This window comes from Paraburkholderia sp. SOS3, from assembly GCF_001922345.1.
GTDB lineage: Bacteria > Pseudomonadota > Gammaproteobacteria > Burkholderiales > Burkholderiaceae > Paraburkholderia.
The window spans coordinates 2,527,633-2,554,400 of record NZ_CP018811.1 but is presented as its reverse complement, the minus strand read 5'-3'; the positions used below and the strand labels follow the sequence as shown (position 1 = coordinate 2,554,400).

The following is a 26,768-nucleotide window of genomic DNA, read 5'->3' as shown; positions in this document are numbered from 1 at the left end:
GCGCCATCAGGAGAAAGCATGCCTAGCCGGGCCTCGTCGGTTCTTTGGACCCAGCGCTTCGAGCGTTCGCCCGAGCCGAACCTGAGTCTGCAGGCGCAGATCCGGCAGATGCTGGTCGCTTCCATCCTCGACGGCCAGCTGATGCCGGGGCATGCGCTGCCGTCGAGCCGCGAACTGGCCGACCAGCTTGGCGTCGCGCGCAACACGGTGGTGCTTGCGTATCAGCAGCTCGTCGAAGAAGGCTATCTGATCTCGCGCGAGCGCAGCGGCCATTTCGTGAATCCATCGATGCTCGAGGGGCAGCACGACTTCGCGCGGTGGCGCGAAGCCGGTGACGATGCGGCCAATGCGCAGCCGGCGGACCATGCCGACGCCGGCGCGCGTCCGGACTGGAGCCGGCGCGTGCCGCGGCCGCCTTCGACGCAACGCAACATCGTGAAGCCGCGCAACTGGCAGAACTACGCGTATCCGTTCATTTACGGGCAGTTCGACCAGGCGCTGTTTCCGACCAACGACTGGCGCGAGTGCTGTATCAAGGCGCTGTCGGTCATGGAAATTCGCAACTGGGCGCCCGATCTGATCGAGCGCGACGACGAAGGATTGATCCAGCAGATCTGCACGCGCGTACTGCCGCGCCGCGGCGTGTTCGCGAAGCCCGATGAGATTGTCGTGACGATCGGCGCGCAGCAGGCGCTGTACCTCGTGGCGGACCTGCTCGCGAACGAGAGTACGACGGTAGGCTTCGAAAACCCCGGTTATCCCGATGCGCGCAATATTTTTCTGACGCGCAATGCGCGGCTCCTGCCGCTCGCGGTGGACGGCGGCGGCGTGCGCACCGACGCAGACCGCGACGTGCTCGCGCAATGCGACTATGTGTACGTGACGCCGAGCCACCAGTGCCCGACGTCGGTGACGATGCCGATCGAGCGGCGCCGCGCGCTGCTGAAGCTCGCGCAGCTGCACGACTTCGTCGTGATCGAGGACGACTACGAAAGCGAGAACAACTTCACCGGCGCGCCGCATCCGGCGCTAAAGAGCCTCGATACGGCGGATCGCGTGATTTACATCGGCAGTCTGTCGAAGACCTTTGCGCCGGGGCTGCGCCTCGGCTACGTGGTGGGCCCGCGCGATCTGATCCGCGAACTGCGCGCATTGCGGCGGCTCATGGTGCGTCATCCGGCGGCGCTGATCCAGCGCGCGTTCGCCAATTTTCTGGCGCTCGGGCATCACGATACGTTGCTGCGCAAGCTCGCGCATGCGTACCGCGAACGCGCGCAGTTGCTGATGGCGGCGCTTGATGCGCATATGCCCGATGCGCGCTACGTGCCGGTCACGGGCGGTGCGTCGTGCTGGGTCGAAGGGCCGCCCGGGCTCGACGCGGCGCGCCTTGCCGCCGATGCGCAAGCGCGCAGCGTGCTGATCGAACCGGGCAATGTGTTCTTTATGGCCGGGTTCGAGCAGCAACGGTGCTTCCGGATGGGCTTTTCGGCGATCAAGCCCGAGAAGATCGATGCGGGCGTCCAGGTGCTCGCGGAGGTCATGCGCGAGACCTGCGCATCGCAGGAGCACTGAACAGATTTTCATTGCTGGCCCAGGCGAATCCGTCCAACTGGAACTACCGCCGCGCGCGCGCCTTACCTAACGTGTCGACAGTGCCATCGCACGCACCGCGCAACGCAGTGCGGCTTTGCAGCCATTCCACTGGAGACACGGTATGCCCGACACGCTCGATCGAGCGCCGGCCGTCACGGCCGACACGCTCGCCGCTTTTTCCGACGCCTTCAACCGCCACGACGCCGCCGCGCTGATGGACTTCATGACCGACGACTGCGTCTTCGACGCAGCGGGCGGAAACGAGGTGCACGGCACGCGTCACGTTGGCAAGGACGCCGTGCGTGCCGCCTTCGAAGCGGTCTTCAGAACGTTTCCAGACGCGCATTGGGGACACGGCAGGCATTGGGTGGCGGGTCATCGCGGCGTCTCCGAATGGGTGTTCAGCGGCACGCATGCGCAAGGTTTTCGCATCGAGGCCGAAGGCTGCGACCTGTTCGAGTTTCGCGACGGTCTGATCGCGGTGAAACGGGCCTTCCGCAAGGACCGTCCGCAACAGCCGGCCTGACGCGCACGAGGAGAACCCGCATGAAACATGGTGTGATTCATTTCGGCGAGCGGGGCTCGCCCGTGGTTCGCGGCGGCAGCGGTGACGGCAGCGACGGCGGCAGCGACGGTTATGCGCAATACGATCCGACCTACGACCCGCTCGTCTCGCCTGGGCCGGGGCAAGGCAAGCAGTACGCGCCGACCTACTGGGCGGCGACGGCCGGTGCTGCACCGCCCGACGACGGGCCGGTGACGCGCGATATGGATGTCGACGTGGCGATTATCGGCGGCGGTTATACGGGCCTGTGCACGGCGCTGTTCCTTGCGCGCGAGCATGGTATTCGCGCCGTCGTGCTCGAGGCCAACCGCGTCAGCTGGGGTTGCAGCAGCCGCAACGGCGGGCAAGGGCAGAATGCGTCGGGGCGGCTGTCGCGTTCGCAATGGATCGAGCGCTGGGGCAAGGACGTCGCGCTGAAAATGCACGACGAGATTCGCGAGGGCTTCGACACCTTCAAGTCGCTCGTCGCATCGATCGATTGCGATCCGCAGCCGGGCGGCCATTTTCTGATCGCTCACCGGCCGCGCATCATGGAAAAGCTCGCGGCCGAGGCGAAGGTCTGGAAGGACGTGTTCGGCTACCCGTCCGAGCTGCTCGGCGCCGAGGCGTTTCGCCGCGACTATGTGAACGATGCGGAGGCGGCCGGCGCGCTGCACGAGCCCGAGGGCATCGGCATTCATCCGCTCAAGCTTGCCTACGGTTACTTGCGGCTCGCGCGCGAGGCGGGCGCGAAGGTGCATACGGCGAGCCCTGTGACCGGTTGGGAAACGGTGGGCGACGTGCATCATCTGCGCACGCCGGGCGGTATTGTGCGCGCGCGTGCGGTCGGCATCGCGACGGGCGCTTATACGGCGCCGGGTCTGCATCCGTCATTGCACGGCAAGGTGATGCCGATCCTGTCGAACTCGATGGTCACGCGGCCGCTCACGGCATCGGAACTGGACGCATGCAATTTCCGCACGACCCAGGTGCTGACCGATACGCGCACGCTGCGCTTCTATTACCGCAAGCTGCCCGATAACCGCGTGCAGATCGGCAGCCGCAGCGCGATCACGGGTCGCGACGCGCCGCATCCGCGGCACTTCGAACTGCTCGTGCACGGACTGCAGCGCAAGTTTCCGGCGCTGCAGGGCATCGGCATCGACTATTCGTGGTGGGGCTGGGTCGACGTGAGCCACGATATGATGCCGCGCGTATTTCAGCCTGATCCGCGGCAGGCGGTGTATTACGCGCTCGGTTATGGCGGCAACGGCGTGTCGTATTCGTCGCAGGCCGGGCGGCGTCTTGCCGAGCGGATTGCGGGCAAGGGCGCACGGCAGACCTTGCCGATCTTCACGTCGCCGTTGCCGCCGCATATGTTTGCGCCGTTCAGGCGCGTCGGGCAGCGGATGTTGTACCACTGGTATTTCGTGCGCGACGAGAAGCGATAGGGCGGGCGTGAATGCCTCGTGCGAGGTGCGTGCGGCGGGTTTGGGTCAGGGCCGTTGCGGGTCGATAACGGAGAGCGCGTTCGAGCGGATCGGCCGCCGCTCGACGTGGACGAGTTCGACAACGTTGCCGCGCAACTCGGCGCAGCGCACACAATCGCGATGACGAAGCTCGATCTCGCCAGTGCGGAACAACGGCGACTCGCGCGCGAAAGCATCGTGGGATTCAATCCGCTGGCGCAAGTCGTCGATGCCGATTCAGTCCGCGATCGCGCGCGTGAAGCGTTCGGCGATACGCAAGCCGATCCGTTGCATGAGTGGACGGCTCCGTCGTTTCAGCGTGAATCGCGTCGTGCGCTGCTGCATCCGCGTGTGCGCATCTTCTGCGCGCGCTCTCGCGACACGCCGGACTGGGAGCAAACGCTCGACTGGATGGAAAACATCTCCGGCGCGCTTGGCGAGTGTGCGAATCCAGTTCAAACGTAGACTTCGAGTTCGATCTCTGACGCTACTAAATCGTCGCGTTGTATCGTCGCGCGGAACACATAGCGCGAAAGCAGCTTCGATGCCGACGTGCAACGAGCCGATTCGATGGAATTTGAAAGTTCGGGCGCCGGACGCGGGCAGTCGGACGTGCCTATCATGTGGGGCCGACGGACAACGAGCAACGCAAGCAATTGGGATGTAACTTGCGGGCTCACGGGGCCGCATGTCAGCGTGAATGACATGAAAGTAACAAGCGTCGACTTGCACCTGTGCGCGGACAGCGAACAAACTGAAGATACGGGTGGGGACGGCGCCGCGGTTACCGTTATTGGCGGTAGAGCGGTCTGCAATCAGCTGGCTGGCGACCTCAGTCTCCAGTCGGACTGGAGATAATCGAAACCTGGGAGCTCGGTGGCTCCATCCTGTCGAACAACTATGGAGCTGAAATGGACGGCGCCGAATTCGATGAAGTACTGGCATTTCTCGCAACATTCGAGGGGGGAAGCTTTGCCGCGGCGAGCGATGTGCTGAACCGCGACGCATCCATCGTTTCCCGGCGGGTCAGCGCGCTCGAAGCACGTCTCGCTACCCGTCTGCTTGAACGCAGCACCCGCCGTCTTGCGCCGACCGAAGCGGGTAATCTCTTGTATCGCCGCATGCGTTCGGCCCTATCGATGATGGAAGAGGCCCGCAACGAAGCCACCGAGACCAGCAGCATCGCCTCGGGTTCGCTACGTATCGCACTCCCGGCCACCTTCGGCCAGCGCCGTATCGCGCCGCTGCTACCCGGGTTCCTCGCGGCCTATCCGAAGGTGACCATCGAAGCCGAATACTCCGACCGTTACGTCGATCTGATCCACGAGCGCTTCGATCTTGCGATTCGCCTCGGCAATCTGTCCGACAGCCGGCTGATTGCCCGCCAGCTTGCATCGAACGAGCGCCTCGCGGTCGCGTCGCGTGCCTATCTTGCGCAGCATGGCACGCCCGAAACGCCTGATCAGCTGGCTATGCATGTCTGTCTCGCCAATCCGCGACTCGAAGGCTACCCGGAATGGAAGTTCCGCAACGGCGACACAGTGCATACCGTGCGCCTCCCGTTCCGGATGACGGCCGACGATTCGTCCAGTCTCGTCTGTGCCGCTGTAGCGGGTATCGGCATCACGGTCTGCGCCCGCTGGCTGATCGTCGACGAACTCGCCAGCGGCCAGCTCGTGCCGATCCTGTCCGACTGGCAGTTTACTCACGGCGGAGGTGTCCACCTCGTTCGTCCGTCCGCGCGTTACACACCGCTCAAAACGCGCGTCTTCATCGACTGGATCGTCGACAGGTTCAAGGTCCAGCCCTGGTAGTCCGCCCGCCACCCATCGCGCGTCGATCCCGTTGAATTGCTGCATCTGATGCACGAGTCAACTGTGGCCAAGGGCGCTAATCTTTCGCGCGGGCCTCCGTAGGATCGAGCCAACGCATCGCAGATGGAGATTGCGTCCAATTCGACGTATCGCTGCGCTTGCCGATTCATACGGAGATGCAACCCATGAGCGGAATCAGCCGTTCCGTCATTCTGCGCAGCCGCCCGCACGGGGAGCCGACAGCCGGCAACTTCGCCGTTGTCGAGGGCGCAATGCCTGAGCCCGATGACGGCGAAGTTCTCACCCGAACCCTATGGCTCTCGATCGACCCCTACATGCGGGGACGCATGGACGATGCCAGATCGTACGCGCCGTCGGTGAAGCTCGGCGAGCCGATGACCGGCGAGACCATTGGCGAAGTGGTCGCGTCGCGCCATCCCGACTTTATCCCCGGCCAGATCGTACTTGGTGCACGGGGCTGGCAGAGCCACATCGTTTCCCCGGCATCGGCGCTGACCTTATTACCGGACGGCGGTGCGCCGTGGTCGACCTACCTCGGCATCCTTGGCATGCCGGGCACAACCGCATTCGCGGGACTGACGCAGATCGGCAAGCCGAAGCCCGGCGAGACGGTCGTCGTTTCAGCCGCGTCGGGCGCGGTAGGCTCCGTGGTCGTGCAGCTCGCGAAGCGAGCCGGAGCACATGTGACCGGCATTGCCGGCGGCGAGGAGAAATGCCGCTACGTGTGCCACGAGCTCGGTGCTGACACATGTATCGATCATCGCTCGGTCACGGACGTGCACGCCGCGCTGCGCGATGCCTGTCCGCGAGGCATCGACGTCTACTTCGAGAATGTCGGTGGCGCCGTGCAGCGCGCAGTCTTCCCGCTGCTGAACGATTTCGGGCGAATGGTGATGTGCGGGATGGTCGCCGAATACAACGATATGCAGCCCGCACCTGGCCCGAATCTCTTCCCGGTCGTCCGCAAGCGCCTGCGCATCGAGGGCTTTATCGTGCACGACCGGCCGCAGAACTTTATCGACTGGCGTGCGTTTGCGGTACCACTCGTCGTGTCGGGCGAACTGCGCTACCGCGAACAGATCGTCGACGGGCTCGAGAATGCGCCGGCGGCGCTGGTTCGCGTGATCAGCGGTAAAAGCGATGCCAAGGTTGTCGTGCGCGTTGCCGCTCCCTCGCGGGCCTGAGCATCCGCAGCCACTCCTCGACGGCGAACACAACGATTCCGTTCCTGAATTCTGGAACGCACTTAATGAAGCGCAAAGGAGCAATACGATGGGTTTTCGCACAGTCAACCCGGCCACGGGCGAGCTGCTCAAGGAATTTCCGTTCCAGACGGATGAGGAAATACGGATGGCGCTGCACGTTGCGCACGAGCGCTATCACCGCGACTGGAAGCATCGGCCCGTCACGCAACGCGCGCAATTTGTTGCGCGCGCGGGTGAAATTCTGCGCACGAAGCGCGACGAATATGCACGTCTACTCACGCTGGAAATGGGCAAGGTAATCGGCCAGGCCTATTACGAAGTCGACCTTGCGGCGGATATTCTTGCTTACTACGGCAAGCATGCCGGAACGTTTCTGCAGCCGCGGGCGGTGCCCGACGTGCCGGACGCGGTCATCATCACCGAGCCGATCGGCGCACTGCTCGCCATCGAGCCGTGGAACTTCCCGTATTATCAGATCGCGCGCGTCGCCGCGCCGCAGATTGCCGCAGGCAATGTACTGCTGATGAAGCAGGCGCAGGAGGTGCCGCAATCGGCGCTCGCCTTTGCGCGTCTGTTCGTCGAAGCGGGAACGCCGGAAGGCGTGTACACGAACCTCTTCTGCACCGTCGAGCAGGCCGGATGTCTGATCGACGACTTCCGGATCCGTGGCGTGACATTGACCGGCAGCGAGCGCGCTGGCGCCGCAGTCGCCGAACGGGCAGGGCGCAACCTGAAGAAAGTCGTGCTCGAACTCGGCGGCAGCGATCCTGCGATCGTCCTCGAGGACGCGCCCATCGAGCAGGCGGTCAGGCAATGTGTACTCGGACGCATGATCAATAGCGGGCAAGCCTGCGCGTCGATCAAGCGGATGATCGTCGTGGGCAGGGAACGCGGCGCGCAGATTCTGCAGATACTGGTCGAACAGTACGCCGCGCTGCCGGTGGGTGAGCCGTCCGATCCGGCGTCGGCCATCGGGCCGCTCGTGTCGGAGCGCGCCGTCGACGGGCTGATTGCGCAGATTCACGCCGCGAAGGCTGCCGGAGCACGCATTGTTTGCGGCGGCCGGCGCATGAACCGGCCCGGCTTCTATGTCGAACCGACCATCATCACCGATATCGCCGGGGACAACCCGTTCTTCCATCAGGAAGCCTTTGGCCCGGTGCTGTCGTTTCATGTCGTGGACACCGAGGATGAAGCGATCCACATCGCGAACGCAACGAAATTCGGCCTCGGCTCGTCGGTATTCAGTGCTGATATCGAGCGCGCGAAGCGGGTGGCTGATCGTATCGAGGCCGGTATGGTGTTCATCAATTCGTTTGTCAACGCTGGACCGGAAGTCCCGTTCGGTGGCGTCAAGAATTCTGGCTTCGGCCGTGAATTGTCGGAACTGGGCATTGCCGAATTCGTCAATCGCAAACTGGTGCGTGTCGCGCAGATAGAACCCTCATGAAAATATGGTGGTTTGGATACTGCGAGCCAAGGCGAAAATTGTATTGCCCGCAGGATTTAATGACATTCGCATGCAAACCACCGAGACCGGCGCGGCACACACCTCGCGCCTCAAGAGGAGAACTGCTCCGAAACATTCACACTCGTTTCTGTCCAGGATTCCTATGGCAGGGCACCTGTCGTAAATGACTCGATTTTTGTCATTTTGGACGATTGTTGATTTGGACGCTTGTACCTATAGTTTCCTCGTTCTCACAACCTCCGCTAGAGCGATGTCATACGAGCGGAATTCATTCACCCTGCGAACGAACCGAGCGAGGCCCATATGCTTGACCTGGATGGAAAGCAATTTACCCTGATTAGCAATACGGCCGGTGATGCCAAAGCCGGAGAGACGATCTTCACATTCGAGCAGAACGGTCAGGTGATCCGCGCGACCTACCACGGTGGCGGCGTGGTGCTTGGTGCGATCATCGGCCAGATCGAGCAAGAAGACCGTTTGAAGGTGCTCTTCCAGCAAGTCACGGCGGCCGGAAAGCTCTGTGGCGGTGAAGGGCATATCGAGGTACAAAAGGGCGCTGACGGGAAGTTCCGGTTCATAGACGATTGGCGTTTCACAATCAACGGCAACGGTAGCGGGCAGGCGGTGTGGCAGGAGCTGTGATTGATCCCGCTACCTCGGCTGGCAGCAATACCGGCCGATGCTAAATCTGCAGGATGAAAAAGCCGCGCCGCTGTATTTCCATTGCGCGGCTCTCCTTTCGTTCAATTCGCCTGATACGCCCTGCGTGAGCCGCGCATGCCGAAGCCCGCGAGCGCGCCGACGACGCACAGCACAGCCACATACAGTTGCGGCGCATCCGGATTCGACTTCAGCATCAGCGACACCGCGATCGGCGTCAGCCCGCCAAACACGGCATAAGCGACGTTGTACGAAAACGAAATGCCCGAGAAACGCACGGTCGGCGGAAACGCGTTGACCATCGCCACTGGAATCGCCGCGACAGCGCCGACGAAAAAGCCCGTCACCGCGTAGTACAGAATGAGCGACGACGGATCGGCTGCGACCCGCGTGAACATCAGGTAGTACGACACCGCAAGCAGCAGGCAACCGACGAAAATCGTGCGCGCCGCGCCGAAGCGGCCGGCCAGCGAGCCGAAAATCACGCAGCCGATCGTCAGGCACAAGGTCGCGACCGAGTTCGCCGCGAGCGTCGTCGCGGCGTCGAGATGAAAGCGCTTTTGCAGCAGCGTCGGCGTCATCAGGATCACGACGACGATCGCCGCGGTCAGCGTCCATGTGAGGATCATCGAAACCAGCACGGGGCCGCCGTGATCGCGCAGCACGGCCTTCAACGGCACTTCGGACGCAAGCGACTTGCGCTGCTGCATTTCGACGAACACCGGCGTCTCCTGCAGCCAGCGGCGCATGAAGGCGGCGAGCAGGCCGAACAGTCCGCCGATCAGGAACGGAATGCGCCACGCGAACGCAACGATTTCCTCATGCCCGTAGCGATGATTGACCGCCGATGCGATCAGCGAGCCAAGCAGAATGCCGGCAGTCAAACCGGCTGTGAGCGTGCCGCACGCATAACCGACGTAACGGCGCGGCACATGCTCGGAGACGAACACCCACGCACCCGGCACTTCGCCGCCGACGGCCGCGCCCTGCAGCACACGGCATATGAGCAGCAGTACGGGCGCGACCAGACCGGCCACGTCGTACGTGGGCAGAAGTCCCATCAGCAGGGTCGGCAGCGCCATCAACAGCACGCTCAGCATGAACATCCGCTTGCGCCCGACGAGGTCGCCGAAGTGCGCCATGATGATGCCGCCAAGCGGGCGCGCAATGTAACCGGCCGCGAAAATGCCGAAGGTTTGCACCTGCCGCAACCAGTCGGGAATCGATGTGGGGAAGAACAGCTGTCCGATCACCGCCGCGAAAAACACGTAGATAACGAAGTCGTAAAACTCGAGCGCGCCGCCGAGCGCCGCGAGCACAAGCGTTCTATGGTCGCTGCCCATTAGTGGGCGGTGGGGGATGAAAGAGGCTTGAGTATCGGTGGTAGTCATCGTGGGGAATCTTATCGGCGAAACGACACGTTGGAGGTGGGATGAATCGAGACTGATTGAAAAACGTCTGGTTCCGGTTTGTTGCCGACCGGCTCAACAGAGGCAGGACGGCTTGAACAACATCTGGTGCCACGATCAGTAGGGCCAATGGGCTTCTAGCAAAGTCCCTTTAATCCAGCTCACGAGATGCACCAGGAGCTTCCGCTGGTGCCCGATGTTTCGCCGTAAACTCTGATGGCGCTGTGCGGCCTCTGTTCGTTATGGTCCTGGCGCCATGCCGTTCAAGCACGACGCAGGAGTACAGTCCGCAAAAGAAATGGAATGGCAGAAAGCTTTCGTGGCGTTGGCGACAACGAGTCAGCTCACGACGGCCCCATGCCTGCCACATTGTGTCTCGGCGTTTGTTGCATCGTTGCGCTGCGCGCCTCTTTATGTTCTGCCGCATACTCGCGTGGTGTCATGCCGTAATGAGCTTTGAACGCACGGCTAAAGTGAGCATGGTTCGAGAAGCCGCATTGAAACAGGATTTTTTTTATCGCGCCATGCGACGTATCGCTAACTAATCGCTGCGCTGCCCGCTCGAGCCGTAACGACCACACATAGCTCATTACCGACAGGCCGCTGGCCCGCAATACCCGTTCGAGAGTGCTTCTGGACATATTCAGTTCGGCCGCGATTCGCTCGGCGTTCAGATCAGGGTCGGCGAGATGTCGCGCGATGTGTCGTTTCGCGAGCAATGTGTTAGCCGCGACCGATCGATGCATGGCTGGATCGGCACGGTCATCGACAAGGACTTCCATCAGGTCGATACACTGTTCCCCTAGCCGCGAGAGTATCGACTCGCTGGCCCTGTCCGATAAAGAGGCCAGATAGAGCACCAGGCCGCGCACTGCATCGACGTCTGCCAAAGCGGGGTTTGGGCGCAAAAGCATTGGCAATCTATCGGGTAATCCTCGCTCGCGTAAGGAGGATTTTGGAATGCTTAGCACTGACATGCGTGTCGTTTCGCGAAACGCCTCAGTGAACCTACGTTGCGGGTCCAGCACCACAACATCTCCCGGTCCGACCTCCGACGTTTGTCCGAGTTGTTCGATGAACAGCACGCCGCTTTTCACCACCTGCACGATTAGACGCTCCTCATTCCAGGCTGCACTGGGATGGGGCGATCCCGGCGAAACTGCGAACCACGCTGCCTCTACGCTCGAGATGAGAGCCTGACCTGCACGTGCAATATTCAAGCGCGATGGGCCGAACTGCGAAGTATCGAGGCGGCATTTCCAGCCGTGAATCGATAGCTCGTTAACCCATTCGCGATGATCTACTGGCATGCCATTCCACGTGTAAAACCTGTCATCAGTATTCATACGTTGCTTCTGGCGTACGGCAATTCTGTCATTAAATAAAAGATCCGCCGATGCATCATGTCGATGGCTCATTCAGGCGACGAAGTGGCATTGAAAGCAAGCGGATAGCCGATTCATGGATTGAAACGAAGATCCGCTTACGTCATGGCACTGCTTACCGGGGCCGCTCATCGCAGATGGCGTGATCGGAAGCACGGAGACGATGCTTCAGAGCACGAAATCCGCAACCGGCCGAACCCGTCGAAGCTGGTCGGACTACAGTGGACGGAAGCGTACATCCGATTCTCCGAAAAGGCGCGAAGCTGCGATTGAACCGGCGCTATCCCGATAGCAATCGAACTCTATCAAGGCGGTCGTCCTTCGACGTCTATGCTCAGGCACTACAGGTCTTACCAAACACAGTATCAAGGGACCACACCTTTTGCCCCCGCACGTGCAACGCTTGCGTCATCGGATGCGGTCGCTCCGGATACTCCCACGGCCCCCAACACGCGACCGTTGACGATCACCGGTACGGCCCCTTCCAGGCTGCAAACGGAAGGTGCCGAGAGAAACGCGGTGCGGCCGCCGTTGATCATGTCTTCAAATGTCTTCGACTCTCTGCGGGCAAGGGCAGCAGTACGGGCTTTTTCCATCGCGACATAGACGCTGAGCGGGGCGGCATCATCGGTTCTTTCGAGCGCGAGTGGGTGACCGCCGTCGTCAACTACCGCAATGCTGACTGGTAATTTGTTTAGCGCGGCCTCAGCGCGCGCAGAGGCCATTATCTGGCCAATTTCCAAAGTTGTCAGGACGTCTTTCGTATACATTTTAAACTCCTTTCCAGGTGAAATTATTGGTGTTTCGGCGCAGACGACTTCATGTCATCTATGAATCAACGCCATTGGTTTGCCGATTCATAACAATGGCAAATATCTGAGGGTTTTGACACGGTAATAAATATCCGCTGCCAGGGCGAGACATTCATGTAGCTAAGAAAAATGCATATTGGACACCTGAAAATATGCCAATATCTGTGTGGCGCGCATGACATTCAATCCCAAAGAAGTTCTTAAAGTTGAACACGAACGCGTTGACACCGGGAACGTCGCTCTCTGAGCGTCACGCACCTCTGCCTAGCCGCTTTAGCGAGCGCCAGCGGCATGCCCGATAGCCCAAATCGCCAGCGCAAGCAGAACCAGCCACGTAATCAATGCGCCGATGAACTGCATGGCGAATTTCGGACGTTCCATGCCTGGTGCGTGCAGGACGCGTCCCACTAAGTAGAGAATGCCGAGTCCCCGGAGCCACGCCTGCGATCCGCCGGAATGCTCAAGCAGCGCCATGAGAATCAGCACAAAAGGGGTGTATTCGACGAAGTTCGCATGGGCGCGCATGCGAGCCCGCAGTTGGGGGATGCCCAGGTCTCCGACTCCGCCAGGGCCGGTCAGGCGAATCCGAACGCAACGATAGGCGAGCCAAAGGTTGAACATCGCAAACGCGCCGGCAAAGATAAGTGATGTGCGAAACGGCATGGTGAACGCGATTCTGCGTTTGTGAAAAGGATCTGGAGCAACCTTGACCGTCGCTGTAAAAGTCGTACCCAAAGCCTGCAGGGCAGTGCGCAGATTGGCGGCTTCTTCATCGACTCCAGACCAGACAAATGCTATTCATGCATATGCACGTTGTAAAGACTCAGATACTCAAATTGAGGTGATCTTTGGAGTATCTTGTCAGCCTCTTTGAGGGCATCACGGGAGATTGCGGAATTCCAGCCAGGAATGGACAGGCTGAACGGGGGCCATGCGCACACACGACGAATGAAGCATGGGCTAAGGATTCACACATAAGACCTTATTTCCGGGCATATAACCATGCCAAGTATCGTTCGGCGTGCCTACCCAAGTTGGGAACTGTCTGATCGCTTCGATTTTTAGAGTTTCTGAAAATGATTTTTAGAGAAAGCATGGTTGTTCCCTCATTGCAACACAAGCATTCTTTCGTGCCGTCACTTCCCCCTTTGCCTCACGTAACTGCCAGCACGTTGGAGACTGCATGGTCGGTATCGTTCGTATCGCATTGAAGAGCCTTATACGTTTGTCGTGTTGGCCATCATCGTTCTTGTCGTCGGCTTCCTGTCTGCGTTGAGGATGCCTACATCTTCCCCTCTATCGACGTGCCGGTCATCGCTGTTGTGTGGCAGTACACAGGTCTGCCGCCCGATCAGATGAAAGGTCGCGTCATGGCGCCGTTCGTGCGCGTGTTGCCGACCACGGCCACCGACATGCAGCACATCGAAGGCCGACCGGCCGCCGGATTGGGCGTGGTGTAGATCTTTTTCCAGAAGCACGCCGCGAGGGCGGCGACCGAGGAATCAGGCAAACGCTACCGCAGCGTCGTGCTCGCATCGTCCAGACAGGCTGAAGACGATCTGACGTTGCGCGCGCAACTATCCACCGCAGTCACACAGTTGCAACAGGCGGCGGACGCGGCCGGGCTTGCTGTCGATCTCGCGCTTTCGCGCTATCGTCAGGGTTTGGCCAGTTATCTGGACGTCGTTGACGCCCAGACGGCAGCGCTCACGGCGCAGCGCTGCGTAATCGAAAACCGGACCCGGCAGCTCGACGCGAACGTCGACTTGATTCGCGCGTCGCGAGGCGGCTGGCGCCGTGACGACCTCGGCTCCGGCGGCGTCGCCACGCTTTCGGGCAACGCCTCCTGAATCTGGAAGGCGGGCAGGTTGACGGTGCAAATGTGCGACGCGCTCGAGACTGCGCCCGGTCGATCATCTAACATTTATCGTTTTTGTGAGCACGCTCCATGGATGTAACCAACGCGATGCGGGTGTTCGTTCAGGTTGCCGAAGCGGGGAGTTTCACTCGCGCCGCCGAGCATCTCGGTTCGTCCGTGCCGACCATCACGCGGGCGATTTCTCAACTCGAAGCACGGCTAAACGTTCGCCTGTTCGAGCGAACCACACGCCGCATTTCGCTAACCGACGCCGGCATTACTTATCTTGACGGATGCCAGCGGGCGCTCGAACTGATCGACGAAACGGAAAGTCAGGTGGTCTCGCTAACCCGCGAGCTGCGAGGGCGCCTGAGGGTGGTGGCGGGGAGTGCGGTCGCGTTCTCCCACATGGTTCCGGTAATTTCCGACTTCGTCCGTCAATATCCCGCGATCCGCATCGAGTTCTTCACGATGGACGACGCGTTCAGCCTGATCGACGAGGCGGTTGACGTCGCTATTCTGGCCGACTACCTGATTCCTTCGGATTCGGTTGTCGCGCGCCGCTTGATCACGCATTCGTACGCGATCGTCGCCGCGCCACGCTATCTCTCCGGTATGCCATCGGTAAAGACCCCCGCCGATCTGGAACGGCTGTGCTATCTGGGCCGGCCGGCGGATTTGCGGGGCGCGACACTTCGCTTGAGAGCGCCCGATAGCGACGAGGACGAGGTCATCGAACCGACCGCAAGTGTCGTCTGCAACAACGCCAAATTGTTGCAGGAGCTGACATTCTCGGGCTGCGGGTATGCGGTGCTTCCACGTCAGTTCGTTCAGGCCGCGCTCGACGACAGCGCGCTCGTCGAGGTGTTGCCGGGCTATCGCTTACAGAATTACGGTGTCGATATCTGCGTGGTCTACCAGAGTAGAAAGCGGAACAGGCGCATTGCGAGCGTGTTTGTCGACCATGTCGTCTCATGGTTAGGTTCTCCGGCTAAACACGAGGGTGAACGTTGAAAGATCGTTGCAAGCACAACGTATTCATGCGTGCCTTTTGTTTCGCAATCGACGAGGAATAGGGCGCACCCGTGAGCGTTCCGCTCGATGTCGGCGCATGGCACCTCAACACGACGCGTTCGCCTGGCGATCGCGAAGCATCGCCTCTGATACCCACCAGCGGTGCCATCGATTAGTGACAGTTGGTCACTTCATAAGTGTCATTCGTGTCATTTTGTTTCTTATCGTACTTTCCCACAATGCAGTCCACGTCACGTTCCCATCTTGGGCCTTCAGGCATCAAGCGCGTCCGCTGGGCACGTCACGCTCATCATTGCATTCCCATTCCCGGAGAGTATGAAATGACGGATCGATTCACCCGCCGCGATCTGTTGAAGCGAGCATCGGGCGCCCTGGCCCTCACCGCCATAGGCGGATTGAGCACCATCGAAGCAGGGGCGGAAGAGGCGCCTCGAACGCATAATCGCGTTCTGGCACACGACCAGGCGTTTGCCCCCATTGATCTTGCCCTGCGGAACGCAGTCGAGAGCGGCACCGTAGCGGGTGTGGTGGCGATGGGCGCCACGCAGCGCGGCCTTATTTACGAAGGCGCATCGGGTCATGCCAACCCCGCGGCTGGCACGGCTATGACCCCCGATACGGTGTTCTGGCTGCTGTCGATGACCAAGGCGATCACCGCAACCGCCTGCATGCAGCTCATCGAGCAGGGCAAGATCCAGCTCGACCAGCCCGCTGGCGAAATCCTTCCGGATCTGAAGTCACCTCAGGTGCTGGACGGCTTCGATGCTTCTGGGCAGCCCCGACTGCGTCCAGCACGAAACACGATAACCGTGCGTCATCTGTTGACTCACACGTCGGGTTTTACCTATAGCATCTGGAGCGAAAACTTGACCCGTTACGAAAAGGTGACCGGCATGCCGGATATCGCCTACTCGATGAACGGCGCGTTCAAGGCACCGCTGGAATTTGAGCCCGGAGAGCGCTGGCAATACGGCATCAGCATGGACTGGGTGGGCAAGCTTGTTGAGGCCGTGACCGATCAGTCGCTGGAAGTCTATTTCCGCGAACACATTTTCGCGCCGCTCGGTATGAACAACTCCGGATTTCTTATCGGCAGTGCACAGAAGGAGCACGTGGCAACGATGCACGAGCGTCAGATCGACGGGTCGCTCAAGCCTGCACCGTTCGAGATGAATCAACGTCCAGAGTTCTTTATGGGCGGAGGCGGTGCGTTCAGCACGCCACGCGATTACATGGCGCTGCTACAGATGCTGGTAAACGGAGGAACGTACCGCGGAGAGCGGATCCTGCGTGCCGACACGGTTTCGACAATGTTCCAGAATCACATCGGTAATCTTCAGGTAACCGAAATGAAGACGGCGCAGCCGGCATGGTCGAATAGCTTTGATCAGTTTCCCGGGATGCCTCACAAGTGGGGGCTTTCCTTCGATATCAACACACAGCCGGGGCCTCATGGCCGAAGCGCCGGCAGCATCAGCTGGGCGGGACTGCTGAACTGCTATTTTTGGGTCGACCCGGTCAGGAAAGTGGCCGGCACGCTGTTCACGCAGATAGTGCCCTTCTACGATCCTCGTGTAGTCGATCTGTATGGGCAGTTCGAGCAGGGGCTGTATCGCGGCCTGAAACACGCCTGAGCGCCGCTCGCAGGGTGCCCACATCTATCTGCACAAGGAGAACAGCAATGTACGCAATCACAGGGATAACAGGAAAAGTTGGCGGGACGATGGCGCGCACGTTGCTCGCCGCGGGCGAGGCGCTGCGCGCCGTTGTGCGCGATCCCGCTCGGGCACGTGAGTGGGCCGAGCGCGGGTGTGAAGTGGTGACCGCCAACATGGACGACGCGGCGTCGCTTACGGATGCATTTAAAGGTACGAAGGGTGTGTTCATTCTGCCGCCGTCCGAATTTGACCCGATGCCAGGCTTTCCCGAAGCGCGCGTCGTCATCAATGCCGTGAGCACGGCGCTTCAGGCCGCACGGCCGGAAAAAGTCGTCTGCCTCTCTACGATTGGCGCGCAGGCCACCGAGACCAATCTACTGACGCAGCGCACGCTGATGGAGCAGGCACTTCGCCACTTGCCGATGCCCGTGACATTTCTGCGGCCGGGCTGGTTTATGGAGAACGCCGCATGGGACGTCGCGACTGCCCGGGACAACGGGGTGATCGCGAGCTTCCTGCAGCCGCTCGACAAGGCCGTGCCCATGGTTGCTACCGCGGACGTAGGGCGAGTCGCCGCGCAACTCCTTCAGCGGACCTGGAGCGGTATGCGTGTCGTCGAGCTGGAAGGACCACGGCGTGTCACCCCAATCGAAATCGCGGACACGTTCGCGAGAATTTTCGGCCACGCAGTCGTCGCGGAAGTCGTCCAGCGTGACACGTGGGAGGCGCTGTTCCGCTCGCAAGGCATGAAGGAGCCCATGCCGCGTATCCGCATGCTCGATGGGTTCAACGAAGGCTGGATCACCTTCGAAGGCGACGAGGCCGACATTGTGAAGGGCGAAGTGGAACTGGAGACTGTTTTGCGCGCGCTCGTCTCACAGGCGCGATAAGCCCGCGCATCAGGCGGCGGCGGAATATCGCGTTACCGGGTGCAATCCGTTCAAACAGGGCGCTTCGCAACAGGAGCATAACCACTCCTCATTGCGAAAGCCGCCCCCTCGGTCATTCGTCACTTCGCCGGCTGGCCCGCCGCTTCCAGAATCAGATTAGCGACTTCCTGCGGATGCGAGATCAGCGATACGTGCGACGAAGGAATCTCGATCGTGTGCGCCTTCATCCGATTCGCCATGAATCGTTCGAGATCCGGGTTGATCGTGCGGTCTTCGGTCGAGACGGCATACCATGTCGGTTTGTCGTGCCATGCCGCGACGGTTGTTTTGGCCATGGTGATGGCCTTGCCGATGGGCTGCTGCACCGCGTAGTACTTTTCGGCCTCCGCAGTCGGCAGGTCGCCTGCGAAGTCCTTGACGAATGCATTTTCGGAAAGCTTGCCATAGCCGTCCGCGGACCATTGCAGTCCTGCCGATGCCGGGGCAGCCGGGAACTTGCGCGTCAGCGCCGGATAGTCTTCGCCGGCTTCGGGCGCGCGTGCTGCGATATAGACGAGGCCTGTGACCTTCGGGTCGTCGCCTGCCTGACTGATGACCATGCCCCCGTACGAGTGGGCAACCAGCAGCGTCGGCCCGTCCTGCTGGGCGAGTGCGCGCTTGACCGCATCGACGTCCGCGTCCAGCGATGTCGTCGGGTTCTGAACCGAGGTCACATGGAATCCCTTTGCCTGCAACAGCGGAATGACCTTTTCCCAACTGGACCCGTCGGCGAACAGGCCGTGCACGAGCACGATATTGTGAACCGGGGTGGCAGGTGCATTCGTTTCGGCCAACGCCGCGTGAGCTGCGAAGGTCAAAGAGAGCGCAGTGAGGGTAGCGCCGATCATGCTGAGTTTCATGCCGATCTCCTTTCGTTGATGTTGCTGCGATGGTGTTGAAACAACATGAGGAAAGTCTAAGGGCGCGGTTCGAACCTGGCGGTTACCTGGTTATTACAAAAAAATGACGAAGCGCAGGGCCGGTGCTTTGCAATGCCACGTCGCTAAACGACCGCTTGCCCGGATTGGGGTTGTTCTCGCGCCGGGATGAGCTGTCCACATCTGCGCCGGCGCGGCGGATCGAAGCCCGGCGTAGTTTCATGGCATCATCGTCGCTCCTCACACCATCGCAGGAGCCTACGCCCATGGCCACTTACATTGTCTTCACGAAGGAAAGCACGCAGGATCAGGCTGAACTCGACATCTACCAGAGCAAGGTCGGCGAGACGTTCAAGGGTCATCCTGTCAAGATCCTCGCTGCGTACGGTCCTCAGCAGGTTCTCGAGGGCGAAGCGCCCGAGGGCGTCGTGATCGTGGAGTTTCCGTCGACAGCCGCCGCGCGTGCCTGGTACGACAGTCCGGCGTACCAGGAAGCCGCGCAGCACCGGTTCAAGGGTGCGCGTTATCGCGCCGTTCTCGTCGAAGGTGTGTGACGAAACGCTGCGTCGCTCGACCGGCAGTAGTGCGAAGGCAGAATCTGCTCCGGGTGCGCGCAGTCGTATCGTGCTCGGCGCTTTACGCGGCTGTCGAAATCCAGGCAGCAATTCGCGGCCATGTTTCCTTTAGCGTGCGCGCTCCCATGAATAGTCCGATGTGTCCGCCGGGCACGAGTTGCTTCGCGACACGCTCGGGCGGGGTGCCCAGATATTTTGCGGCGTCGAATACCTGTTCCCGCGTCGTGATGTCGTCCGATTCACCCGCAAGGAGATAGACGGGACACGTGATCGCGCTCAGGTTCAACGTGCGCCCCAGTGCGACAAATGTCCCCTTCGCGAGGCGGTTTTCCCTGAAGATCTGCCGGATCGCCTGCAGATACCAGCGTCCCGGCAGATCGAGCGGATTCTCGTACCAGCTTTCGAATGCCTCTTCCTTTTTCACATAGGCAGGGTCGTCGATGTGCTCATACAGATCAACGTACCCGGAGATGTAATGCTGGTCCGGATGCATGTTCTTCCAGCCGCGCAGCATCATCCGTCCTCGCATCAATCCTCCGCCAAGCTCGACCAGCTCCTCGTAAAACGACTCGGGATACGTGTGCACCATGCGCTTGATCGGCCCGTCGCCCGCGTCGGTGTCGATCGGCGAGCCTGCCAGCACGAGGCTTGCAACCTTGCCGGGAAAGCGGGCGGCGTACATCGCCGCCATCCAGCCTCCCTGGCATAAGCCGACGAGGTTGGCGCGACCACCGAGTTCGTCGACGCATACGTTCAGTTCCGCCAGGTACTGATCGATCTCGAGATCCTTCATGTCGCTCGTCGCCGATTTCCAGTCGGTGAGGAACAGTCGTCCGACGCCATGGGTCTTGAGCGTCTCCATCAGGCTCTGTCCCGGATGGAAGTCTGCGATCATCGCACTGTGGCCCGCATAAGGGGCATCGACAATGGTCGGCAGACCTTGCGCCGCGTCGGCCGAATAGTCGCGCAAGACCATCGTGCGCAGGTCGAGTAGCGGGCGGTTCGCGCTCGCGAGTGCAGGATGCAGCCCGAAATGGAGCTTTTCCTCTTCGACCAGAAACGCGAGATTTCTGGCGGATAGCGCCGAGCCCGCTTCGAACATCGCAAGGCCGGCCGCCAACGGCCACAGGAACGGCAACACAGGAATGGTGTGCTTTGCGTGCGAAGAATTTTTCATTTCATCGAATCCTTATCGGACATGCAGATCGAACCTGTTCGGCGCAATCCGTCAGTGCTCCGGAAGCCTGACCAGATCGAGCGTAATCAGAACGAGCAGCAGCGCCGGAATGATCAGCGGCTCCGACATCAGGCCCGCGGCGAGGGCGCCCGCGGCCGCAGCGAGGCTGTACGTCAGCCACGCAAGGCCCGGCAGCAATACTTCATCCAGCGTGGGACGTTTGTCGTGCGTTGGGCTATGGCCGCCAAAATAGCGCCCAACGAATGCATCTGAAAACTTGACCATGTTGTTGGTCACCACCAGCGTTTGCAACGACACGGCGCCGAACCGGCTGACGGTTTCACCCTGCATCGCGAGCGCCAGCGCGAGCAACGGCAACTCGACGGAGACGCGCAACGCCGTATGCTCGCGCACGATACCGGTCGCCACGAGCACGGCTGACATGATGCAAAGTTCCAGCGCGGGCCGTTTCAGACGGCGTTTGATCGCGCTCGCGATCATGCAGCCGACGAAGAACGCCCCGACGGCGAACGCAAGCAGCGAGAAGCGCGCCCACTCACCTTGCGCGAGGCTCCAGCCCAGTTGCACCGTGTTGCCGGTCATGATCGCCGGATAGATGCCGCCAGCGTCCTTATAGCCGATCACTTCTACGAATCCGCACACCGTGGTGAGCGCAACCACGCGGCGCACGCTGACATGCAGCGGAATTGCGCCGCTCCGCGAGACGGAGATATCCATTTACCGCCCCGCACAGTCGGGAACCGCGGTGACGGCCGCGAACTCGTGTCGCAACGATGCGCCATGTTCGTCGAGCGACGGCGCACCCGGCCGCACGGCCGGATCGGCATAAGTGCTGATCTTGATCGGGTTGCCCGGCATCCGCACGCCTCCCGCTTCGATCACCATGTTGCGCGCGGCCGTTTGCGGCAAGGCCGCCGCCTCCGCGATATCGAGCAATGGCCCGACCGGCACACCGGCCTCGTGAATGACCTGTAACCAGTGCGATGCGTCCTGGCCGCGCAGCGTGCGCTCGAGTTCGGCCTTCAGGGCGGCGCTGTTTTCCATCCGGCCGAGATTGTCCGCAAAGCGCGCGTCCGTCGCGAGCTCGGGCCGTGCAACGGCATGGCACAGTTTCTGGAACAACGAATCGTTGCCGCAACAGATCACGAACTGCCGGTCGCGCGCCTCGAAAACGTCAAAAGGCGCCATATACGGGTGCCGGTTGCCGATTCGCCCCGGCGCGCGTCCGGTTGCCACGTACGACATAAACCCGTGCTCGAGGAACGCGAGCGTCGCATCGAACATCGCAACGTCGACATGCGCGCCTTTGCCGGTCTTCTGACGGTCGTATAACGCGCTCGCAATGCCGCTGAACATGAAGACGCCGCCGCACAGATCCGACAGCGACGTGCCTACGCGCGTCGGCGGTCCATCCGGAAAGCCGGTGGCGTCGAGAATGCCGCTCATGGCCTGAACAATCGTGTCGTAGGCGGGATAGCTGGCCATCGGCCCGGTCTGGCCGAAGCCCGAAGACGACGCATAGATCAGCCGGGGGTTGATCGCAGAGAGCGCCTCGTATGAGAAGCCAAGCCGCTGCATCGTACCGGGCCGGAAGTTCTCGGCGAGCACATCGGCCTTGCGCACGATATTCAGGAATACTTTGCGGTCGGCATCGGCTTTCAGATCGAGCACGATGCTTTCCTTGCCCCGGTTCACGAAACTGAAGTAGAGCGACTGTCCGTTCACGAACGGGCCGTACAGCCGCGTATCGTCCCCGTGCCCGGGCTGCTCCACCTTGATCACGCGGGCGCCGAGGTCGGCGAGGATATTGGTTCCGAACGGCCCGTTCAGCACATGAGTGAGATCGATGACCAGCAGGTCCGAAAACGGCCCGGCGGGTCGCGCCGCGGCGACTGACGACGTGTCCATGGATGTTGCTCCGTAAAGGAAAAGCGTATGCGTGCGCCGATCGTCAATGCGCGGCGGCGAGTCCACTTTTCGGATTCAGGTTCTTGAGATGCCCGCTTTCCGTACCTGCGTGCGGATCGATCACGCAGTTGATCAGCGCGGGCGTACCGGCCGCCAGCGCCGCGGACAGTGCCGTCGCCAACTGCTCGGGCCGCGTGACATGCAGCCCCTTGCCGCCGAACGCTTCGATCATCCGGTCGTAGCGCGCCGAGCTCATCAGCGCCGTCGGGCCAGGATCCGCCCCGCCGCTGCGATTGATGTCGTCGCCGTGATAGATGCCGCCGTTGTTGAAAACCACGACAACCACCGGAAGGCCGTAGCGGCAAATGGTTTCGATCTCCATCGCGCTGAAACCGAACGCGCTATCGCCTTCGATCGCCACCACGGGCTTGCCGCTTGTTACCGCGGCGCCGATGGCATAGCCCATGCCGATGCCCATGACGCCCCAGGTGCCGGCATCGAGCCGCTTGCGCGGTTGCTTCATGTCGATGATGTTGCGCGCGAAGTCGAGCGTATTCGCGCCTTCGTTGACGAGATAGACCTCGGGGTGTGCCGCCAGGACGTCGCGCACCGCGCGCAATGCGCTCTGGAATGTCATCGGCTCGGGGTTGCTGTTCAGACTCGCGGCCATGCGTTCTTCGTTGTGCTTGCGCCGTTGCGCAATGGCATCGGTCCACGCGGCCGGCGCGCGCACCGGCGTCGCCGCGAGCGCCGCGCCGAATGCCGCTATCGTCGTCGCGATATCGCCGGCAACGGGGGCGGCAGTGGCGCGATTGCTGTCGAATTCGTTGGGTTCGATGTCGATCTGGATCAGCTTCGCATCAGGCGACCATTGCGGCGCTTTGCCGTGGCCGAGCAACCAGTTCAGACGCGCGCCGATCAACATCACGACATCGGCCTGACTCAGCACGAAAGAGCGTGCGGCCGCCGCGCACTGAGGGTGGTCGTCCGGCAAAAGCCCTTTAGCCATCGACATCGGCAAATAGGGAATACCCGTTTCCTCGAGAAACGCGCGAAGTCCAGCATCGGCTTGCGCGTAAGCGGCCCCTTTGCCAAGAACGACAAGTGGACGTCTTGCGCCCGCGAGCAGCGTCAACGCCCGCGCGACGGAGGCCGGCGACGGAAGTCTCGGCGGTGCTGCGTCCACCACTTTCACGAGCGAGCGTCGGGCGGCATCGGCATCGATCGTCGCGGCGAGGGAGGCGGCGGTGAGGTCGAGATACACGCCGCCCGGACGGCCCGAGACTGCCGCGCGAATCGCGCGGGCGACGCCGATACCGACGTCTTCGGGCCGGTTGATCCGGAACGCCGCCTTCGCAAATGGCCTCGCTGCGTTGAGCTGGTCGAGCTCCTCGTAGTCGCCTTGCTGCAGATCGATAATCGAGCGGTCGCTGGAGCCGCTGATCTGAATCATCGGGAAGCAGTTGGTCGTCGCGTTCGCGAGGGCCACGAGCCCATTGAGGAAGCCCGGCGCCGACACGGTCAGACTGACGCCCGGCCATTGCTTCAGGTAGCCGGAAATCGCCGCGGCGTTGCCGGCGGACTGCTCGTGCCGGAATCCGAGGTAGCGTATGCCTTCGGCCTGCGCAAGGCGCGCGAGATCGGTGATGGGAATGCCGGCGACACCGTAGATCGTGTCAATGCCATTGAGTTTGAGCGACTGCACGACGAGATGAAAACCATCCGTCATCGTATCTTGAGTCGGAGAATCGGCCATTTTGCATCTCGTTCGGGTCAGTGAGCGGCGGTGAAGGGTAGGCGCGTCAAATCACTCTGGTTTCGCGCAGCGTGTCGATCTGCTGCTTCGAATAACCGAGCGCTGCGAGAATCTCCTCGTTGTGCTCGCCAAGCAGCGGCGCGCCCTTGATGACCGGCGTGAATCCCGAGAATTTGATGGGACTGCCTACCGTCAGATACTTGCCGCGCTTCTCCTGCTCCACTTCGACGATGGTGCCGCTAGTTCGCAACGACGCATCGTTGGCGATCTCCTTCATGGTCAGCACCGGCGCGCAAGGAATGTCGAACTTGCTCAGATAGTCGACGGCCTCGAACTTCGTTTTATCCGCGAGCACTTTTTCGATCTCGGCAAAGATGTCGAAGATGTGCGGCTGTCTCGCTTTTGCCGTTGCGTACGCGGGATCGTCGATCCATTCCGGCCTGCCGATTGCGTCGCAGGTCTCGGGCCAGTTCTGCTCCTGAATCGTGAAATAGATATACGCGTTCGGATCGGTTTCCCAACCCTTGCATTTCAGGATCCAGCCAGGCTGGCCACCGCCGCCCGCGTTGCCGCCGCGTGGTACGACGTCGGTAAAGGTGCCGTTCGGATACTGCGGATACTCCTCGAGATAACCGACGCGATCGAGGCGCTGCTGGTCGCGCAGCTTCACGCGGCAAAGATTCAGCACGCTGTCCTGCATCGAGATCGTCACGCGTTGGCCTTTGCCCGTTCTTTCGCGGCCAAGCAGGGCGGTGAGCAGGCCGATCAACAGGTGCATGCCGGTATTGCTGTCGCCGAGCGCGGCCGCACTGATGATGGGCGGGCCGTCCCAGAAGCCGGTTGTCGACGCCGAGCCGCCGGCGCATTGCGCGACGTTCTCGTAGGCCTTGATGTGCGCGTACGGCGAATCGTCGTTAAAGCCTTTCACCGACCCGAAGATCAGCCGCGGATTCAGCTCCTGCAGGTGCTCCCACGTGAAGCCCATGTGGTCCATCGCACCTGGGTGAAAGTTTTCGACCAGCACGTCCGCCTCGCGGATCAATTGCTCCATGATCCGCTTGCCTTCGGGCGTCTTCGTGTCGAGTTCGAGCGAACGCTTGTTGCTGTTGAGCATCGTGAAATACAGTGCATCGAGATCGGGGATGTCGCGCAACTGATTGCGCGTCACGTCGCCGACGCCGGGGCGCTCCACCTTGATGACGTCGGCTCCGTACCAGGCCATCATCTGCGTGCACGCGGGACCGGACTGTACGCCGGTGAAATCGATCACTTTGATACCGCTGAGCGGGAGGTCCATTTGGAAAGCCTCGAATGTTGGGAACGTCTACATAGTGTGCGGTTCCCCCCACTCGGTGATTGATATAAATCAATCGTTCGCGCTGACACTGTTCAGGCAGTTCGATGTGTAAATCGCCCGATGTCGTTGCTTGAGGCTCGATGCCGAGCGCGCGTGTTGCCGCGCGTCCGTTTGTCCGCTCGTCTTCGAAGGGTCGATGTAAGGAAGGATGGGGCGAGCGAATCTGGCGTGAGGATGCCTCAAGTCTGAGAGGCCACAGCGGTGTAGCGAACTCGCTCTTATCGTGCGTTGGCTTCGCGTACGCCGCGGCCCGGCAGCGTTTCCCCATGCTGCAGTAGCGGCGCAAGCGCTTGTGCCGTTTCCTTGAGTCTCGGCACAGTCGCGAGCAGATCGTTGAGATTGGCGCGCGCGGTCGGCGCGTGAATCGCCAGCGACGCGAGTACGTGACCGTTCCCCGCATCTTTGACAGGCACGGCAACCGCCACCATCCCCCTGACGAATTCTTCGTTGTCGATGCCGATGCCGCGCGCCGCCAGGCGGTCCAGTTCCGCTTCGAGCAGGGTCGTGTCGGTCAGCGTGCGATACGTCATGCGCTTGAGCGTGAGGCGCGACAGCACGAGCCGGCGTTCGGACGGCGGCATCTGCGACAGGAACAGCTTGCCGCTCGCCGTGCAATGCAGCGGCACGCGCGTGCCCGGCTGCATCTGCAGACGCAGCGGTTCGGTGGTCTCGACACGTTCGATATAGAGCACGGTGTCGCCGTCGAGCGCGGTGAGATTGCAGGTTTCGCCAAGCGAATCGACGAGCGTGCGCAGCAGCGAACGGCAGGCGCGCGTGAACGTATTGTTCGCGAGTGTGGTGAGCGCGAGTTGTGCGGCGCGGGGGCCGAGCGCGATCGCGCGGTCGGCACCGCGCGAATCCGGCATGTGCGTGACATAGCCCTGCTGTTCGAGCGACTCGATGAGCCGCATCAGCGTCGCTTTCGGAATATGCAGCCGCGCGGACAGTTGCGACAGCGAGAACGGCTGGCCCGCCGCGGCCAGCTCTTCGAGCACGGCAAGCGCGCGCAGCACGCGTGTGTTATCCGACAGACAGTCGATGCGCGCGGATTGGATCGAATCTCTCATTCGGTTCCTCGAAGTCGATGGCCGCAGCCTCGACGCAACCCTCAAGCAGGCCAAACTGAAACAGAAAGATCAAATTCCGGTCCGGATTGGTGCCTTTGCCGGTGAAAGAGGTTGCGGCGGTCTCGCTAGCTCAATAAATTCAAACGAAACATACCGCTTTTTAAGA

At 61.3% G+C, this 26,768-nt stretch carries 24 protein-coding genes; 13 read left to right on the top strand and 11 right to left on the bottom strand.

All coding sequences use genetic code 11. The features are described 5' to 3' along the window. Positions 1–18: 18 nt before the first annotated feature. The 8 genes from pdxR to BTO02_RS11475 all read left to right on the top strand — a co-directional run bounded on the left by pdxR (position 19) and on the right by BTO02_RS11475 (position 8,759). Positions 19–1,572, top strand: coding sequence for a MocR-like pyridoxine biosynthesis transcription factor PdxR (gene pdxR, locus BTO02_RS11510; RefSeq protein ID WP_075157150.1), 1,554 nt, complete (start codon positions 19–21; stop codon positions 1,570–1,572). 142 nt (positions 1,573–1,714) lie between these two features. Continuing rightward, complete coding sequence (locus tag BTO02_RS11505; RefSeq protein WP_075157149.1) at positions 1,715–2,119, top strand: nuclear transport factor 2 family protein; 405 nt, start codon at positions 1,715–1,717, stop codon at positions 2,117–2,119. Positions 2,120–2,139: 20 nt separating this feature from the next. Next, the gene (locus BTO02_RS11500) at positions 2,140–3,588 is read left to right on the top strand and encodes an NAD(P)/FAD-dependent oxidoreductase (protein ID WP_232243335.1); all 1,449 of its coding nucleotides are present in this window, start codon (positions 2,140–2,142) and stop codon (positions 3,586–3,588) included. A 105-nt stretch (positions 3,589–3,693) separates the two neighbouring features. Beyond that, positions 3,694–4,071: a hypothetical protein gene (locus BTO02_RS11495; RefSeq protein WP_075157148.1), complete on the top strand. Its 378-nt coding sequence runs from the start codon at positions 3,694–3,696 to the stop codon at positions 4,069–4,071. 446 nt (positions 4,072–4,517) lie between these two features. Continuing rightward, entirely contained in the window at positions 4,518–5,420 is a 903-nt protein-coding gene (locus tag BTO02_RS11490) for a LysR family transcriptional regulator (protein WP_075157147.1), read from the top strand. 185 nt (positions 5,421–5,605) lie between these two features. After that, positions 5,606–6,625 carry an NADP-dependent oxidoreductase gene (locus BTO02_RS11485; RefSeq protein WP_075157146.1) on the top strand — a complete coding sequence of 340 codons (1,020 nt, stop codon included), beginning with the start codon at positions 5,606–5,608 and terminating at the stop codon, positions 6,623–6,625. 88 nt (positions 6,626–6,713) lie between these two features. After that, positions 6,714–8,096: an aldehyde dehydrogenase family protein gene (locus BTO02_RS11480; RefSeq protein WP_075157145.1), complete on the top strand. Its 1,383-nt coding sequence runs from the start codon at positions 6,714–6,716 to the stop codon at positions 8,094–8,096. A gap of 324 nt (positions 8,097–8,420) precedes the next feature. Then, positions 8,421–8,759 (top strand): hypothetical protein, encoded by a 339-nt coding sequence (locus BTO02_RS11475; RefSeq protein WP_075157144.1) that lies wholly within the window; start codon positions 8,421–8,423, stop codon positions 8,757–8,759. Between the two features lie 101 nt (positions 8,760–8,860). Here the strand turns inward: BTO02_RS11475 and BTO02_RS11470 are convergent, their stop codons facing one another. The 4 genes from BTO02_RS11470 to BTO02_RS11455 form a co-directional block, all read right to left on the bottom strand. Then, the gene (locus tag BTO02_RS11470; RefSeq protein WP_075157143.1) at positions 8,861–10,168 is read right to left on the bottom strand and encodes an MFS transporter; all 1,308 of its coding nucleotides are present in this window, start codon (positions 10,166–10,168) and stop codon (positions 8,861–8,863) included. A gap of 362 nt (positions 10,169–10,530) precedes the next feature. Then, the gene (locus BTO02_RS11465; RefSeq protein WP_075157142.1) at positions 10,531–11,532 is read right to left on the bottom strand and encodes a helix-turn-helix domain-containing protein; all 1,002 of its coding nucleotides are present in this window, start codon (positions 11,530–11,532) and stop codon (positions 10,531–10,533) included. 404 nt (positions 11,533–11,936) lie between these two features. Continuing rightward, positions 11,937–12,341 carry a heme-binding protein gene (locus BTO02_RS11460; RefSeq protein WP_075157141.1) on the bottom strand — a complete coding sequence of 135 codons (405 nt, stop codon included), beginning with the start codon at positions 12,339–12,341 and terminating at the stop codon, positions 11,937–11,939. A 315-nt stretch (positions 12,342–12,656) separates the two neighbouring features. Next, positions 12,657–13,046: an MAPEG family protein gene (locus BTO02_RS11455; RefSeq protein ID WP_075157140.1), complete on the bottom strand. Its 390-nt coding sequence runs from the start codon at positions 13,044–13,046 to the stop codon at positions 12,657–12,659. A gap of 797 nt (positions 13,047–13,843) precedes the next feature. Between BTO02_RS11455 and BTO02_RS11450 the strand changes: the two genes are divergently transcribed. The 4 genes from BTO02_RS11450 to BTO02_RS11435 all read left to right on the top strand — a co-directional run bounded on the left by BTO02_RS11450 (position 13,844) and on the right by BTO02_RS11435 (position 17,824). Beyond that, positions 13,844–14,233, top strand: coding sequence for a TolC family protein (locus tag BTO02_RS11450; RefSeq protein WP_332262264.1), 390 nt, complete (start codon positions 13,844–13,846; stop codon positions 14,231–14,233). Between the two features lie 98 nt (positions 14,234–14,331). Beyond that, entirely contained in the window at positions 14,332–15,255 is a 924-nt protein-coding gene (locus BTO02_RS11445) for a LysR family transcriptional regulator (protein ID WP_075157138.1), read from the top strand. Between the two features lie 341 nt (positions 15,256–15,596). Then, positions 15,597–16,910, top strand: coding sequence for a serine hydrolase domain-containing protein (locus BTO02_RS11440; RefSeq protein ID WP_075157137.1), 1,314 nt, complete (start codon positions 15,597–15,599; stop codon positions 16,908–16,910). A 47-nt stretch (positions 16,911–16,957) separates the two neighbouring features. Continuing rightward, positions 16,958–17,824 (top strand): NmrA family NAD(P)-binding protein, encoded by an 867-nt coding sequence (locus BTO02_RS11435; protein WP_075157136.1) that lies wholly within the window; start codon positions 16,958–16,960, stop codon positions 17,822–17,824. 119 nt (positions 17,825–17,943) lie between these two features. Here BTO02_RS11435 and BTO02_RS11430 read toward each other — a convergent pair whose 3' ends face one another. Further along, positions 17,944–18,723 (bottom strand): alpha/beta hydrolase, encoded by a 780-nt coding sequence (locus tag BTO02_RS11430; protein ID WP_075157135.1) that lies wholly within the window; start codon positions 18,721–18,723, stop codon positions 17,944–17,946. Positions 18,724–19,007: 284 nt separating this feature from the next. On the opposite strand from BTO02_RS11430, the gene BTO02_RS11425 reads away from it, so the two are divergent. Beyond that, positions 19,008–19,295 carry a DUF1330 domain-containing protein gene (locus BTO02_RS11425; RefSeq protein ID WP_075157134.1) on the top strand — a complete coding sequence of 96 codons (288 nt, stop codon included), beginning with the start codon at positions 19,008–19,010 and terminating at the stop codon, positions 19,293–19,295. A gap of 82 nt (positions 19,296–19,377) precedes the next feature. On the opposite strand, the gene BTO02_RS11420 is transcribed toward BTO02_RS11425, so the two are convergent. The 6 genes from BTO02_RS11420 to BTO02_RS11395 form a co-directional block, all read right to left on the bottom strand. Beyond that, entirely contained in the window at positions 19,378–20,493 is a 1,116-nt protein-coding gene (locus tag BTO02_RS11420) for an alpha/beta fold hydrolase (RefSeq protein ID WP_075157133.1), read from the bottom strand. Between the two features lie 51 nt (positions 20,494–20,544). Beyond that, positions 20,545–21,231 (bottom strand): YoaK family protein, encoded by a 687-nt coding sequence (locus BTO02_RS11415; RefSeq protein WP_075157132.1) that lies wholly within the window; start codon positions 21,229–21,231, stop codon positions 20,545–20,547. Beyond that, the gene (gene yfdE, locus BTO02_RS11410; RefSeq protein WP_075158791.1) at positions 21,232–22,422 is read right to left on the bottom strand and encodes a CoA:oxalate CoA-transferase; all 1,191 of its coding nucleotides are present in this window, start codon (positions 22,420–22,422) and stop codon (positions 21,232–21,234) included. Positions 22,423–22,465: 43 nt separating this feature from the next. Then, complete coding sequence (gene oxc / locus BTO02_RS11405) at positions 22,466–24,178, bottom strand: oxalyl-CoA decarboxylase (protein ID WP_075157131.1); 1,713 nt, start codon at positions 24,176–24,178, stop codon at positions 22,466–22,468. Between the two features lie 46 nt (positions 24,179–24,224). After that, the gene (gene frc / locus BTO02_RS11400; RefSeq protein WP_075157130.1) at positions 24,225–25,475 is read right to left on the bottom strand and encodes a formyl-CoA transferase; all 1,251 of its coding nucleotides are present in this window, start codon (positions 25,473–25,475) and stop codon (positions 24,225–24,227) included. Positions 25,476–25,753: 278 nt separating this feature from the next. Continuing rightward, positions 25,754–26,602: an IclR family transcriptional regulator gene (locus BTO02_RS11395; RefSeq protein WP_075157129.1), complete on the bottom strand. Its 849-nt coding sequence runs from the start codon at positions 26,600–26,602 to the stop codon at positions 25,754–25,756. Positions 26,603–26,768 lie beyond the last annotated feature (166 nt).